The following is a 15,063-nucleotide window of genomic DNA, read 5'->3' as shown; positions in this document are numbered from 1 at the left end:
ACCCGCAGGTGCCGGACTTCGAAGCGGAGCGGCCGGGTGAGAGACGGGTGGCGCGCGTGCTCCTCGACTCCTCCCTTCCGCAGCTCGACCATCTCTTCGACTACGCCGTGCCGGAAGCACTCGCCGGGGAGATCCGCGTGGGCCATCGGGTGCGCGTGCCGTTCCGCTCCCAGCAGCGGAACAGTCGCGGCTATGTGATCGGTTTCGCCGCTCGGAGCGACTTCGGCGGCGAGTTGCAGCCCATCTCCGAGATCGTCGGTCCGGTGCCGCAGCTCCCGCCCGAACTCTGGCGCACGGCGCGCGCGGTCGCGGACCGCGCCGGCGGCTCGGCCTGCGACATCCTCCGCCTGGCGATTCCTCAGCGCATGGTCCGGGTCGAGAAGCAGTTCCTCGCGGCCCTCGAGGAGTCGTGCGGCGCCACCGGGACGGCCGAGGCGGAGCCTCGCGGCGGCGGTCGGGATCCGTCGGATCCGCGGTTCTCCCCCTCCGTCGCGGAACGCGAAACGGCCGAGTCGCTCGCGGCCGGCGAGCGCTTCGCCGTGCTGCCGCCGCACGGCCCGACGAGGCTCGGCACAGGAGAATGGGTCGGCGCCTGGGCCGTCTCCCTGGCGCGTGCCGCACTCGCCGTGCACGCGCTCGGACGCAGCGCGATCATCGCGGTTCCCGATTACCGCGACCTGGATCAGCTGCGCGACACGCTCGCGTCGCTCGGAGGCGCCGAGGTGCTGCGCGTCGACGCGCGCCAGTCCAAGGGTGAGCGCTACGCCGCGTTCCTGCGCACCCTCGTCTCGAAGCCGTGCATCGTCCTCGGCAACCGCTCGGCGGTCTACGCTCCGGCCCATCGGCTCGGCGCGATCTTCCTGTGGGACGACGGCGACCCCCTCCTCTCCGAGCCCTTAGCGCCCTACGTTCATGCGCGCGACGCGGCGCTCGTGCGCGCTTCGCTCAGCCGGGAGGAGGACGCCGGTGAACCGATCGGACTGTGGTTCGGGGCGCACGCCCGGAGCGTCGAGGTGCAGCGCCTGGTGGAGATCGGCTACGTCCGCGCGGGTGCGCCCGCCAGAAGGACTCGTGTGGTGCACGCGGATGCCTCCGTCGCGCCGGAGGCCTTCGCGGGGCGCGTGCCCGACTTCGCCGCGCAGCAGCTCAGGCGCGGCATCGCCGACGGTCCCGTCCTGGTGCAGGTCGCGGCACCGGGATACTCGCCCGCCTCCGTGTGCGGAGGTTGCGGAGAACGCGCCCGCTGCGCGAGCTGCGGCGGACCGATCGGATTCCGCTCGCCCGGCCGCGGCTCCTGCCGGTGGTGCGGCGACGCGGTCGCGGCCTGGGCCTGCCCCAGCTGCGGGAACCGGTCGCTGCAGCAGCGGGGCGCGGGCTCGCAGCGCACGGTCGAACAGTTCCGGCGACAGTTCTCGGGGTTCCGCATCCTGCTCAGCGACGGCGATCATCCGCATGAGCGGGTCGATTCCAGGCCCGCGCTGGTCGTCGCCACGAGAGGTGCAGAGCCCATCGCCGCCGGAGGATACCGGGCCGTCGTCCTGCTCGACGCGGAGCGTCTGCTCGGCATCGAATCCCTGCGAGCGGGCGAGGACTGCCTGCGCTGGTGGCAGAACGCCGCGGCGCTCGCGGCGCCCGACGGGATCGTGGTCATGGCGTCGGGGGGCGGACCGGTCGTCCGGGCGTTCGTCACCGGGAACGCCGAGGCCTGGCTGCGCGAGGAGCTGCGGGATCGTCAGGCCCTGCGCTATCCGCCCTCCGTCCGTGTGGCGAGCGTCTCGGGGGGGCCGAGCGAGGTCGAGCGCGCGCTCGCGGCGCTCGGCGAACTGCCGGGCGTCGACGTCCTCGGTCCGGCTCCGGTCGCGGAGCGTTCGGGGGATCGCGCGCGCGGGGCGGACGGGACTCCGAACCCCTCGCCCGAGCCCGGACGATATCGCGCCATCGTGCGCTTCGACTATTCCCTCGGCGACGAAGTCGCGAAGCGACTGCGTGCGGCGCTGGTGGCCGACGCGGCCGGCGCCTCGTCGCGCGCCGCCGGGCGGGGCGCCCGGGGACGAGCACGGCACACGGCGCTGCGCCTGCGCTTCGACGACCGCGGCGTGTTCGACGGCTGAGACGACGAGCGGCGGCCGTCGCACACGCCGCAGTCGGCGTCCGATCACCGGTGACGCCCGGTGAAGCGGAGCGCGCCGCACGGTTGTCAGGTCCGGCGCAGCCGGGTTAGGGTGGGGACGGCCATACCGAAGTGGCTCGATCCGCCGAACGGAGACCCCGCATGCGCGCATTCACCGTTGTTCTCAGCACCTCGGCACTGGTCGCGGCCGGTCTCGTCGCGGCCGCCTCACCGGCCTATGCGGCGACGTGCGACGGCCTCCCGGTCACCATCGACCTGAACGCTCCGGGACATCCCGATCCGGATCGCGGGGACGCCGACGTCGTACTGGGCACCCCCGGCGATGACGTCGTCTTCCTCGGCGGCGGGGACGACCTGTTCTGCGGTGGGTCCGGCGACGACATCGCGTACGGCGGATCCGGCGAAGACACGCTGTTCGGCGAGGCCGGGAACGATCGCCTCTACGGCGGCGAGGGCGACGATGCGCTGCACGGGGGAGCCGGCAACGACCGTCTCGTCGACAGCGAGGGCAACAACCACTTCTTCGGCGGCGAGGGCGACGATTCGCTGGGCACCGGCATCGGCAATGACGTCTATGACGGCGGAAGCGGATCCGACACCGTCGACTTCCGCGGGCGGACGATGATCTTCGTCGATCTCTCCAGCACCGCTCCTCAGAACACCGGAGGAGCCGGCGTCGACAGCTTCGTCGCGGTGGAGCACGTCATCGGGTCGGACTACGACGATGTGATCACGGGCAATGCCGCGGCGAACGTCATCCGCGGTGAGGGCGGCAACGACGTCCTCTACGGTCTGGGGGGCCGGGACACGCTGATCGGCGGCCCCGGCAACGACGTTCTCGACGGCGGCGCCGGATCTGACACGGCGGACTATGCGACCGCGGCCGGAGGGGTCAGGGTGAGCCTGGCGGTCGTCAACACCCCGCAGAACACCCGTGGTGCGGGCGTCGACACCCTCGTCCGCGTCGAGAACCTGGTGGGGTCCCGCTATGGCGACCGGCTGACGGGCGACTCGGGCCCGAACAGGATTCGCGGCGGCAACGGTGCGGACACGATCAGCGGCGGCGCGGGCGGCGATCGTCTCGAGGGAGGCGCGGGCAGGGATGTGATCCGCGGCGGCTCGGGGAGGGACGTCCTGCGCGGGGGGTCGGGGCAGGATCGGCTGCACGGCGATTCCGGCGCGGATCGACTGTACGGTGATGCGGGCAACGACCGCCTGTACGGCGGCAGCGGGAATGATCGCGTCTACGGCGGACGGGGCGATGACCGTCTGTACGGCGGTGCGGGGCACGATCGGCTCTGGGGCGGTCCGGGCCGGGACAGGCTCTACGGCGAGTCCGGCAACGATGTGCTGATCGGCGGCCCGGGACGGGATCTGCTCAGGGGAGGCAGCGGCAGGAACACCCTGCGGCAATGACGGCGCGCCGACTTCCCGGCAGCATCGGAAGGGGTGCGCGCTCCAAGAGCGGGCGATGTATAGTCTGAGAAAGCTGTGTGGATCTCCCAGCGATCGGCGCTGATCGGATTCCCCATGGAGAGGATGAGTTCACCATGTCAGATCGTCTATCGGAAGGCCGTTCGATCCGGCGCCTGCTGAGTGCCACGAGTGCCGCAGCGCTCGTGCTCGGCCTGGTCGCCGTCGCTCCGACCGCCGCGAGCGCGGCAACCGGTGCCCCCGAAGGGCTGAACACCTACTCCTTCGCCGGGTCGCCCAAGGGCTACGGCAAGGTTCAGGTGAAGAACGTCAAGCTGAAGAGCGCCGCGAAGTACTGGGACGCCCTCGCCTTCGTCAACGCGAAGAACGGCAAGGAGGCCGCGTCGGGGTTCGCTCCGAACTCCCTCTCGAAAGAGGCGGTCGCCCAGCTGAAGCCGGGAAAGTACCGGATCGCGCTGCAGCGCTACACCTACAACGCTCGCACCGGCAAGATCAGCACGAAGGTGCTCGGCGTCTTCGGCACGAAGAGCAAGTCGGTGAAGAAGGGTAAGACGGTCACCGTCCGCAAGGGCAAGGCGCTCCTGGCCGACTACCGCACGGGCAAGGTGAAGAAGCAGAAGGACTTCTCTTCGAAGGTCGTGCTGAAGCTGCGCACCCAGATCGACGCGGGCAAGAAGCTGACGGCGTCGCTCCCGAGACTTCCGAAGGGGACCAAGGTCAAGTACCAGTGGTCGTTCAACGGCAAGAAGCTCAAGGGCGCCACCAAGAAGAGCTACACGGTCAAGCCCGGTCAACGACTCGGCTACCCGCAGGTAGAGGTGCTGATCTCGAAGCGGGGCTACGTGAGCGGCTCGCTGGGCGGGTGGAGCTACGTCAGAGGGCTGAAACTCGGTCTCAAGACGGATCAGACGATCGCCCAGTCGGGAACCACGCTCACCGTGACGAGGGCCGTGTTCAACCGGAGCACCACCGCATACTTCTCCTGGTCGGTGAACGGCGAGTACATCGGAAACGCCGGAGAGACCCTCGACGTGTCGGAGTTGCCCGCCGGCACCGTCGTCGCGGTGGAGGGCTTCTACTTCGCGGCGGGGCACGAGTCCGCGACGCGCAGGAGCACCGTCACCCTCGCCGAGAGCGAGATCGAATAGCGTTCGCGCGGGCGGTCCGTCTCGCGGACCGCCCGCGCTGCGCGTCGCTCACGCTCCGCGCAGGCGCTCGGCCACGAAGTCGACGTCCTTGTCGCCGCGCCCCGAGAGGTTCGCGATCAGGATCGCGTCGGCGGGGAGCTCCGGAGCGAGCTTCACGACGTGCGCCAGCGCGTGCGAGGACTCCAGCGCCGGGATGATCCCTTCCACGCGCGAGAGCGTCTGGAACGCGCCGAGCGTCTCCTCGTCCGTCACCGAGACGTATTCGACGCGACCGATCCGCTCCAGGTGGGCGTGCTGCGGGCCGACTCCCGGGTAGTCGAGGCCGGAGGCGATCGAGTGCACGGGCGACGGCGATCCATCCTCCTGCTGCAGCACCTTCGTGCGCATGCCGTGGAGGGTGCCGGGCGAGCCGAGGGTCATCGTCGCGGCATGCCGATCCCCGTCGAGCCCCTCTCCCGCGGGCTCGACGCCGATGATGCGGACGGCCTCATCGGTCAGGAAGGCGTCGAAGAGCCCCAGGGCGTTCGAACCGCCGCCGACGGCCGCGACGAGCGCATCGGGGAGGCGCCCCTCGGCCTCGAGGATCTGCTGCCGCGCCTCGCGGCCCACCACCGACTGGAAGTCGCGCACCATCGAGGGGTACGGGTGCGGGCCGACGACCGAGCCGATCGCGAAGAAGTACTCGTCGGGCGAGGCCGCGTAGACGCCGAATGCCGAGTCCACGGCCTCCTTGAGCGAGCGACCGCCCTCCTGGACCGCGACGACCTTCGCCCCGAGCAGTTCCATGCGCACCACGTTGGGGTGCTGTTTCTCGACGTCGATCGCGCCCATGTGGATCTCGCACTCGAGTCCGACGAGCGCGGCCGCCGTGGCGAGCGCCACGCCGTGCTGTCCGGCACCGGTCTCCGCGATCACCTTGGTCTTGCCCATGCGCTTCGCGAGCAGCGCCTCGCCGAGGCAGTGGTTGATCTTGTGGGCTCCGGTGTGGTTCAGATCCTCCCTTTTGAGGTAGACCCTCGCGCCGCCGAGGTGCGCGGTGAGATTCTCGGCGAAGTAGAGCAGGGACGGCCTGCCGACGTACTTCGCGAGCAGCGACTGCAGCTGATCCTGGAACTCGGTGTCCTGCGAGGCCCGTTCATAGGCCGCGGCGACCTCGGCGATGGGTTCGACGAGGAACGGCGGCAGCTCGGCGCCGCCGAAGTCGCCGAAGAAGCCCGCCGAGTCGGCACGATAGACGGAGGGGGAGGTCAGGTCGGTCATGAGTGGATCCTTTGCGTCAGGGGATGCGGTGCGCCTTCGTCACCGTGGCCTCTTCGCGGACGAAAAACACCGCCTGCGAGGAGGCGGTGTCGTCAGGATATGCCGCTGGGCATGCGCGAGAACCGCCGGTCAGGCGGTCCACCAGTCGCGTGCAGCGTGCATGTGGCGAGTCTAGCAGAGCGGGATGGGGGAGAATGGTCGGCATGCGCATCGTCTTCGCCGGGACTCCGGAATACGCCGTGCCCAGCCTGCGCGCACTCGTCCGCGGCGGGCATCGGGTGGTCGGAGTGCTCACCCGTGAGCCCGCCCCGACCGGGCGCAAGCAGATCCTCGTGGAGTCGCCGGTGGCCCGTGTCGCCGATGAACTCGGGCTCCCGGTGCGCACCGCCAATCGTCCCGACGCGGGAACGGCGGAGTGGGTCTCGGGTCTGGGCGCCGACCTCGGGGTCATCGTCGCCTACGGCGGCCTGCTGAGAGAGCCGCTCCTGACGGAACCGACCCTCGGCTGGATCAACCTGCACTTCAGCGAGCTGCCGCGCTGGCGGGGGGCGGCGCCCGTGCAGCGGGCGCTGATGGCCGGGGAGCAGCGACTCGGGCTCACCGTGTTCCGGTTGGTCGAGGCGCTCGACGCCGGCGACGTCCTCAGCCGGGACTCGCGCGAGTTCGCTCCGGGTACGTCCGCGGGAGCGGCGCTGACCGAACTCGCCGAGTACGGCACCGCCGCGCTGGAGCGGGCAATCCTCGAGTTGGCGCGGGATCCGCGTGCCGGGGAGCCGCAGCAGGGCGAAGCGAGCTATGCCGGCAAGCTGCTCCGCGCGGACGGCAGGCTGGATCTGTCGCGCCCGGCGGGCGAGGTGCTCGCACAGTGGGCCGGTGTCACTCCGGAACCCGGAGCCTTCGTCCACTACGAGAAGCAGCCGCTCAAGCTGCTCTCCGTGGCGGCGCGCGAGGAGTCGTCGGCGAGCCCGGGATCGTTGCCGAAGACGGTCGGCGAGGTGCGGCTCGTGTCGGGACGATCGCTGCTGCGCGTCTCCGCGGGCCTGCTCGAACTGCTCCGGGTGCAGCCGCCCGGCAAGCCCGGGATGTCCGCTGCGGACTGGCTGCGCGGCCGCGGCGGCACGGCGGTCGTCTCGTGAACGCGCCGAGGCCGCCGGCCGGCGGCGCCACGGTGCTGCGCGGCGGTCGGGGCGACGGAGGCGTCTCCCGTTCGCGACTCGTCGCCTACGATGTGCTCCGAGACGTCGAGGAGCGCGACGCCTACGCCAATCTCGCCCTGGCCTCCCGCCTCGCCGAGGCCCGTCTCGACGCACGCGACGCGGCCCTCGCCACGGAGCTCGCCGCGGGGGCGCTCCGTGGCCGGGGCCGCTACGACCGCATCATCGAGCTGGCGGCCGAGCGCGACATCGACCGCGTCGACGCGCGCACCCGCAACGTCCTCCGCCTCGGGGTGCATCAGCTGCTCGGCATGCGCACCGCGACCCACGCAGCGGTCAACGAGAGCGTCGAACTGCAGCGACGCGTGGCGAACCGGGCCGCGACCGGTTTCGTGAACGGTGTGCTGCGGACGATCGCCCGCACGGATGAGGCGGAGTGGGACGCCCGCATCGAGGCGGCGGCGGGCAGCCCCGACGAGGCGCTGGCGGCGCGCACATCGCATCCGGCCTGGGTGCTGCGCGCGCTGCGGGCCGCGCTCGCCTCGGAGGGCCGCGGCGACGAGTTGGAGGCGCTGCTCTCGGCCGACAACGTCCCGCCCCGGGTGGGGCTCGCGCTGCTGCCCGGTTCGGGCATGGATCCCGGCACAGCGGAGGCGCTCGGCGGCGACTCCGGCATCGCCGCGACGGGCCCGTCGCCGATCGGTCTCGAGCTGTCGGCCGGCGATCCGATGAGGGCCATCGCCGCGCTCGACGCTCCCGACGGCACGGTGCGGGTGCAGGATCAGGGCTCCCAGCTGGCCGCCCTGGCGCTCACGCGGGCCCGGCCGGCGGCGCCGGGGGAGCGCTGGCTCGACCTCTGCGCCGGACCGGGCGGCAAGACCGCGGTGCTCGCGGCCGAGGCGCGGGCCGTCGGCGCAACGGTGCGCGCGAACGAGATCTCCGAGCATCGGGCCGAGCTCGTCCGCGGCGCGGTGATCGCCAATGCGGAGGTCGTCGAGGTGGCGCGCCACGACGGCCGGGAGGCGGCGGCCCTCGGGGCCGCCGAGGGGCGCTTCGATCGCGTCCTGGTCGATGCGCCCTGCTCGGGTCTCGGAGCGCTTCGCCGGAGGCCGGAAGCGCGGTGGCGGAAGCAGCCGACGGATCTGCCGGGGCTCACCGCACTGCAGGGCGAGCTGCTGGACGCAGCCGCCGGCGGACTCGCTCCCGGCGGGATCCTCGCCTACGTCACCTGTTCGCCGCACCTCGCGGAGACCCGTGTGGTCGTGAACGGCCTGCTGAAGCGGCACACCGGGCTGCGCGAACTCGACGCGAAAGCGATCGTGCGCGAGCTGGCGCGTGTCCCGCTCGATCTCGCAGGCGAGGCGCTCAGCGCGCAGCTGTGGCCGCATCGGCACGGCACTGACGCGATGTTCATCGCGCTGCTGGAGAAGACCTCATGACCGCCGCCGCCCCCACCGGCGGCTGGCGCACCTTCCTCCACGTCCTCGTCAACACTGCGGTGGCGGGGCTCACGACCAACTTCCTCTGGTTCGCGGTGGTGTTCTGGGTCTATCTCGAGACGCGGAGCATCCTGGCGACCGGCATCCTGAGCGGCGTCTACATGATCCTCGTCGCTCTCAGCTCGATGTGGTTCGGCTCTCTCGTGGACCGCTACCGCAAGCGTTCGGTCATGCTGGTCTCCGCGTGGCTCTCGTTGATCGCCTTCGCGGTCGGCTGCGCCGTCTTCTTCACGGTCCCGGCCGACGCGCTGCTCGCCCTGAACCGGCCGTGGTTCTGGCTCTTCACCCTCGTGCTGCTCGCCGGCTGCGTCGTGGAGATGCTGCGCGCGCTCGCGCTCTCGACGACGGTCACCCTGCTCGTCCCGGTCGAGCAGCACGCCAACGCCAACGGGCTCGTCGGCACGGTGCAGGGCCTCACCTTCATCGTCACCAGCGTGTTCAGCGGACTCTCCATCGGGTTCTTCGGCATGGGCGCCACCATGCTCATCGCCCTGGCCCTGACCGCTATCCCGATCCTGCACCTGCATCTGCTGCGCATCCCGGAGCAGCGGATCGTCGCGGATCCCGAGCGCAGCGCGGTCGATTTCCGGGGCGGCTGGGCCGCCATGCTCGCGGTGCCGGGCCTGCTCGCCCTCGTGATCTTCTCGACCTTCAACAACCTCGGCGGCGGCGTCTACATGGCGCTGCTCGACCCCTACGGGCTGACCATGTTCCCCGTGGAGATCTGGGGCGTCGCCTTCGGTCTGGCGGGCACGGGCTTCATCGTCGGGGGCGCCCTCGTCGCCAAGTGGGGGCTGGGCCGCAACCCCGTCCGCACCATGCTGATCCTGGTGGCGGCCCTCGGCCTGCTCGGGTCGAGCATCACCCTGCGCGAGTGGCCGTGGTTGTTCATCGGCGGCATCTGGGTCTTCATGCTGCTCATGCCGGCGATCGAGGCGGCCGAGCAGACGGTGATCCAGCGGGTCGTGCCGTTCGAGAAGCAGGGCCGGGTGTTCGGGCTGGCGATGACCTTCGAGGCCTCCGCGGCTCCCATCACGGCATTCCTCATCGCCCCGATCGCCGAGTTCTGGGTGGTGCCCTACATGGAGACGGCTCAGGGCCGGGAGCGCTGGGGCTGGCTGCTCGGCGAGGGGGAGAGCCGCGGGATCGCGCTGATCTTCCTGGTCGCGGGGGTGACGCTCGCGCTGCTCGCCGTCGCCGCGATGTTCACGGGCGCCTACCGTCGCCTCTCCCGGAGCTTCGCCGAGGCGATGCCCGTGGCCGACTCGGGACGCGAGTCCTAGGGCCTGCCCTCGTCGAGGCGCGCGGCGTGCTATCCTGGTCGCTGGCCAACGTCGTTCCCGGTCGTGCGGCTGCGAACGGGGACATCGACGGCAGGCGCCCTGTAGCCGGGTTTCTGCGACTGGTCGTTCCCTCACCGACTATTCTCCGAAGAATACGGTTGACTGCGCTGCGAGCATGGCGCCGACGCGCGAATGCGAGTGCAGTCCGGCCGAGAGAACATCGGGCCGCCCGTGCGGGCGCCCGGAGAACAACAGAACCCCGAAAGGATCCAGGTGTCGACCACCTCACGTACCCGTTCCAAGACCCGTCTGTCGCGCGCGCTGGGCATCCCGCTCACGCCCAAGGCCGCCCGCTACCTCGAGAAGCGCCCCTACGGCCCCGGCCAGCACGGCCGCACCAAGCGCAAGAGCGACAGCGACTACGCGGTGCGCCTCCGCGAGAAGCAGCGCCTGCGGGCGCAGTACGGCATTCGCGAGAAGCAGCTGCAGATCGCCTTCCGCGAGGCGCGCCGCCAGGACGGCCTGACCGGTGAGAACCTGGTCGAGCTGCTCGAGATGCGCCTCGATGCGCTGGTGCTCCGCGCGGGCTTCGCACGGACCACCGCCCAGGCGCGCCAGCTGGTCGTGCACCGGCACATCCTCGTCGACGGCAAGATCGTCGATCGCCCCTCGTTCCGGGTCAAGCCCGGGCAGCTGATCCACGTCAAGGAGCGCTCCGAGGCCATCGAGCCGTTCCAGGTGGCTGCGGCCGGCGGTCACGCCGAGGTGCTCCCCCCGGTCCCGGGCTACCTCGAGGTCGAGCTCGACAAGCTGCAGGCCCGCCTGCTGCGCCGCCCGAAGCGCGCCGAGGTGCCCGTCACCTGCGACGTCCAGCTGGTGGTCGAGTACTACGCGGCGCGCTAGGCGCGGCGCGGAGTGCTCGAGTCGCGGAGGGTCCGCGGGATGCGTCCCGCGGACCCTCCGCGTTCTCGGTATCGAGGATGCTTCGGCGCGAGCGTAGACTGGGCGTGTTCGTCGGCGCTTCCGCCGGTGGAGTTCCGAGGCGGCGAGAGGCGGGGCTCTGATGAGCCGACTGTTCAGATGCGTGGTGTTGGCGGCGTTGCTCCTGTTCGGCGTTTCGGGATGCACGGCGGGGGCGGGCGACGCGGTGGTTTCGGGCGAGACGTCTGCGGAGCGAGCGGTCATCGATGAGTTCCGCACGGTCGCCGAGGATCTGGGCACCGTGGGGGCATTCCTGTTGGTGCGCACGTCCGATGGAGCGTATTCTTCGGCGTACGGTGAGAACGAGGACGGGACGGGTGTCGAGCCGACCGGTGACACGGTGTTCCGGATCGGTTCCAACACGAAGACCTTCACGGGCACGGTGCTTCTGCAACTCGTGGACGAGGGGCTGATCGCTCTGGACGATCCGGTGTCCGACTACTGGGACGACGTTCCGCACGGAGACGCCATCACCATCGAGATGCTGCTGAATATGCGCAGCGGCTTGTACAGCTATACGGAGAGCGAGGAGTGGGCGGAGGCGTCTCTCGAGGACACCGGACGGGTGTGGGAGCCCGAGGAGCTGCTGCGGATCGCCTTCGAGCATGAACCGCATTCGGAGCCGGGCGAGAGCTACTACTATTCGAACACGAACACGGTCCTGCTGGGAGCGATCGCAGAGCGGCTGACCGGCCGCTCGTTGGAGGATCTCTTCGCCGAACGCCTCTTCGAACCGCTCGGCCTTGCGTCCACCCGCCTCCCGGTCGCGGATGACGTGAGCCTGGCCGAGCCGTATGCGCACGGCTACGTGATCCTGGAGGGCGAGGAGCGGGTGGACTCGACCTTCTTCAATCCGTCTTGGGGCTGGGCTGCGGGTGCGGCGGTGTCCACGGCCGAGGAGCTGGCGGATTGGGCCGAGGCGTTGACCTCGAGCGGTCTGTTGAGCGAGGGGCTTCAGGAACGGCGACTGGATTCCGTTCTGCCGATCTCCGAGGATGCCGCGCAGGAGGGCTGGGGCTATGGGCTCGGTATCGCAGAGGTTGCCGGTCTGCTCGGTCATACGGGCCAGTTGCCGGGGTACAACTCCTTCATGGGGTCGGATCCGACCACGGGCGTGACGGTGGTGATCTGGGCGAACTTCGCGCCGACGGCGGATGGTCGGGATCCGGCGAATGCCATCGCGGACGCGGTCGTTCCGCTGATCCGGCAGGAAGACTAGACTTGCGGGGTCGGCGGATTCGCACGCCGCGCCGCACGAGATCGGAGAACAGCATGCGCAGACTGTCCTGGCTGGTGGTCGGGGCCGCACTCGGCTTCGTCGCCGCGCACTTCGTGAACCAGACTCCCGAAGGCCGCCGTTTCTTCGAGCGCGTGGGTCGCGGGGCCAGGGAGTTCGGGGACGCCATCGCGGAGGGCTACCGCGAGGCCGAGGAGGAGTTCGTCGAGGTGCTCGACGACGTGGAGCGTCGCCTCACCGAGTTGGAGTCCAAGAACTAGTGCAGACCGCAGAGATCCGCCGTCGCTGGCTCGACTTCTTCGAGCGCAAGGGGCACACCGTCGTGCCCTCCGCCTCCCTGGTGAGCGACGATCCCAGCCTGATGTTCACGGTCGCCGGCATGGTCCCGTTCGTGCCGTATCTCTCCGGCCTGGTGCCGGCGCCGTATCCGCGCGCGACGAGCGTGCAGAAGTGCATCCGCACCAACGACATCGAAGAGGTCGGCAAGACCCCCAGGCACGGCACCTTCTTCCAGATGTGCGGCAACTTCTCGTTCGGCGACTACTTCAAGGAGGGGGCGATCCGCTTCGCCTGGGAGCTGCTGACGAGTTCCGAGGACGAGGGCGGTCTCGGTTTCGAGGCGGGGGATCTGTGGGTCACCGTCTACGAGGAGGACGACGAGGCGCACGCGCTGTGGCGCGACATCGCGGGACTCCCGGAGGAGCGCATCCAGCGGCTGGGCAAGGACAGCAACTACTGGTCGACCGGACAGCCGGGGCCGGCCGGCCCCTGCAGCGAGATCTTCTACGATCTGGGGCCGGAGTACGGGGTCGACGGCGGTCCGGCCACGGATGACGACCGCTACGTCGAGATCTGGAACCTCGTGTTCATGCAGTACGAGATCGCGGAGGTGAAGTCCAAGACGGAGTTCGCGGTGGTCGGGGAGCTGCCGCGGAAGAACATCGACACCGGTCTCGGCCTCGAGCGCGTGGCGTTCATCAAGCAGGGCGTCCAGAACATGTACGAGATCGACCAGGTGCGTCCGGTCCTCGACGCGGCGGCGCAGCTCGCGGGCAAGGCGTACGGGGAGAACCACGCCGATGACGTGCGCCTCCGCGTGATCGCTGATCACGTGCGCAGCGGGCTCATGCTGATCGCGGACGGGGTCACCCCGTCGAACGAGGGGCGCGGCTACATCCTGCGACGTCTGCTGCGCCGGGTGATCCTCTCCATGCGCCTGCTCGGCGTGGAAGGTCCGACGTTCGATCGGCTCTTCCCCGCGTCGCGGGATGCGATGAAGGCGGCGTACCCGGAGGTCGAGCGCGATTTCGATTTCATCTCCCGCACGGCCTACTCCGAGGAGCGCACGTTCCTGCGCACGCTGGCTGCGGGCCTCCAGATCCTGGACGGCGCGATCGAGGCCGGTCGTGACGCGTCCGTCGGTGCGTCCGGCGCCGCCGTGCCGGGGGACACCGCCTTCCTGCTGCACGACACGCACGGGTTCCCGATCGAGTTGACCCTCGAGATCGCCGAGGAGGCCGGAGTCTCGGTGGACCGCCGGGTGTTCGCGGAGCTCATGCAGGAGCAGCGGGACCGGGCCAAGGCGGACGCCAAGGCGAAGAAGGGTCAGCGGGCCGATCTCTCGGTCTACAAGGAGTTGCGCGGGCTCGGCGAGACCGCCTTCGTCGGCTACGACGAGCTGAACCATGAGAGCCGCGTGCTCGGCATCGTGGTGGACGGACGCCCGGCGCCCTCCGCCCAGGAGGGCGAGATCGCCGAATTGGTGCTCGCTGAGACGAGCCTGTGGGCGGAGTCCGGCGGTCAGGACAGCGATCAGGGCCTCATCGTGGGCGACGGATTCGAGGCCGAGGTGCTCGACGTGCAGCGGCCGGTTCCCGGCCTGATCGTGCACACCGCGAAGGTCCGCATCGGCACGGTGGCGATCGACGCGCGCGCCGAGACCCGGGTCGATCCGGATTACCGTCGCGGGGCGACGCAGGCCCACTCGGGGACGCACATCGTGCACGCCGCCCTGCGAGAGGTGCTCGGCCCGAACGCCCATCAGGCCGGGTCCTACAACAAGGCCGGTTATCTCCGGCTCGACTTCACCCACGGGGAGGCGCTGAGCCCCGAGACGCGGAGCGAGATCGAGGAGATCTCGAACCTCGCGGTGCGCAGTGACTACGAGGTGGTCACCCGGGAGATGCCGCTCGACGAGGCGAAGGCGCTCGGGGCGATGGCGCTCTTCGGGGAGAAGTACGGCGAGCGCGTCCGCGTGGTCGACATCGGCGGCCCGTGGTCGCGCGAGCTGTGCGCCGGCACCCACGTGTCGGGCTCGGCCGAGGTCGGCATGATCAGTCTGATCAGCGAGAGCTCGATCGGCTCCACGAATCGGCGCGTCGAATCGCTCGTCGGCATCGAGGCGTTCCGCAGCTTCGCCGCCGAGCGCGCCATCGTGCAGCAGCTGACCGGCAGTCTCAAGGTCCCGCGCCTGGAACTGGTGCAGCGGGTGGGCGAACTCGCCGCGCAGCTGAAAGCCGCGGAGAAGACGATCGCCCGGCTCGAGGCTGCCAAGCTCGGGGAACGGGTGCCCGAGCTCGCGGCCGGCGCGCAGCGGATCGGTCCGTTCACCGCGGTGACCGCCTCGCTCGGGAGCGTCGGTTCCGCCGACGATGTGCGCGGCCTCGCGCAGCAGCTTCGCGAACGCCTCGCGGACGAGCCGGCCGTGGTCGTCCTGGCGGGGGAGGCGAGCGGCAGGCCCGTGCTGATCGCGGCGACGACCCCGTCCGCGCGGGAGGCGGGCGCCCGAGCCGGTGCGCTCGCGAAGCTCGGCGCCGGCGTGCTCGGCGGCGGCGGCGGCGGAAAGGACGATCTCGCCCAGGGCGGCGGCGCCGATCCCGCGAAGATCGACGAGGCGCTGGCCGAGATCCGCCGCGCGCTGGCAGGCTGACGGCGGG

General features: G+C 70.6%; 11 protein-coding genes. 10 read left to right on the top strand and 1 reads right to left on the bottom strand.

The window, feature by feature from the left end; all coding sequences use genetic code 11:
• Positions 1-8: 8 nt before the first annotated feature.
• The 3 genes from J4H92_RS13090 (at position 9) to J4H92_RS13080 (ending at position 4,713) form a co-directional block, all read left to right on the top strand.
• Positions 9-2,111, top strand: a complete 2,103-nt coding sequence (locus J4H92_RS13090; RefSeq protein ID WP_341783101.1) for a primosomal protein N' family DNA-binding protein — start codon at positions 9-11, stop codon at positions 2,109-2,111.
• 161 nt (positions 2,112-2,272) lie between these two features.
• On the top strand, positions 2,273-3,547 hold the full coding sequence (locus tag J4H92_RS13085; RefSeq protein ID WP_208098640.1) for a calcium-binding protein: 1,275 nt from the start codon (positions 2,273-2,275) through the stop codon (positions 3,545-3,547).
• Positions 3,548-3,681: 134 nt separating this feature from the next.
• Positions 3,682-4,713: a hypothetical protein gene (locus tag J4H92_RS13080; RefSeq protein ID WP_208098639.1), complete on the top strand. Its 1,032-nt coding sequence runs from the start codon at positions 3,682-3,684 to the stop codon at positions 4,711-4,713.
• Positions 4,714-4,761: 48 nt separating this feature from the next.
• Here the strand turns inward: J4H92_RS13080 and trpB are convergent, their stop codons facing one another.
• Positions 4,762-5,973: a tryptophan synthase subunit beta gene (trpB, locus tag J4H92_RS13075; protein ID WP_208098638.1), complete on the bottom strand. Its 1,212-nt coding sequence runs from the start codon at positions 5,971-5,973 to the stop codon at positions 4,762-4,764.
• Positions 5,974-6,176: 203 nt separating this feature from the next.
• Here trpB and J4H92_RS13070 point away from each other — a divergent pair, with 203 nt between their 5' ends.
• From J4H92_RS13070 to alaS, 7 genes are all read left to right on the top strand, one after another.
• On the top strand, positions 6,177-7,109 hold the full coding sequence (locus tag J4H92_RS13070; protein WP_208098637.1) for a methionyl-tRNA formyltransferase: 933 nt from the start codon (positions 6,177-6,179) through the stop codon (positions 7,107-7,109).
• Positions 7,106-8,566 (top strand): RsmB/NOP family class I SAM-dependent RNA methyltransferase, encoded by a 1,461-nt coding sequence (locus J4H92_RS13065; RefSeq protein WP_208098636.1) that lies wholly within the window; start codon positions 7,106-7,108, stop codon positions 8,564-8,566. The genes J4H92_RS13070 and J4H92_RS13065 overlap by 4 nt, the downstream gene beginning before the upstream one ends.
• Complete coding sequence (locus J4H92_RS13060) at positions 8,563-9,909, top strand: MFS transporter (RefSeq protein WP_208098635.1); 1,347 nt, start codon at positions 8,563-8,565, stop codon at positions 9,907-9,909. The genes J4H92_RS13065 and J4H92_RS13060 overlap by 4 nt, the downstream gene beginning before the upstream one ends.
• Positions 9,910-10,182: 273 nt before the next feature.
• Positions 10,183-10,812: a 30S ribosomal protein S4 gene (rpsD, locus tag J4H92_RS13055; protein WP_208098634.1), complete on the top strand. Its 630-nt coding sequence runs from the start codon at positions 10,183-10,185 to the stop codon at positions 10,810-10,812.
• A gap of 160 nt (positions 10,813-10,972) precedes the next feature.
• A complete protein-coding gene (locus J4H92_RS13050) occupies positions 10,973-12,109 on the top strand; it encodes a serine hydrolase domain-containing protein (protein WP_208098633.1) in 1,137 nt (378 codons plus the stop codon).
• A 53-nt stretch (positions 12,110-12,162) separates the two neighbouring features.
• Positions 12,163-12,387, top strand: coding sequence for a YtxH domain-containing protein (locus J4H92_RS13045; protein WP_208098632.1), 225 nt, complete (start codon positions 12,163-12,165; stop codon positions 12,385-12,387).
• Entirely contained in the window at positions 12,387-15,056 is a 2,670-nt protein-coding gene (alaS, locus tag J4H92_RS13040; protein ID WP_208098631.1) for an alanine--tRNA ligase, read from the top strand. The genes J4H92_RS13045 and alaS overlap by 1 nt, the downstream gene beginning before the upstream one ends.
• The last annotated feature ends 7 nt before the right edge of the window (positions 15,057-15,063 follow it).

Origin of the sequence: Leucobacter weissii (assembly GCF_017565745.1) — a bacterium.
GTDB lineage: Bacteria > Actinomycetota > Actinomycetes > Actinomycetales > Microbacteriaceae > Leucobacter > Leucobacter weissii.
This window is presented reverse-complemented; position numbering and strand designations above follow the sequence as displayed.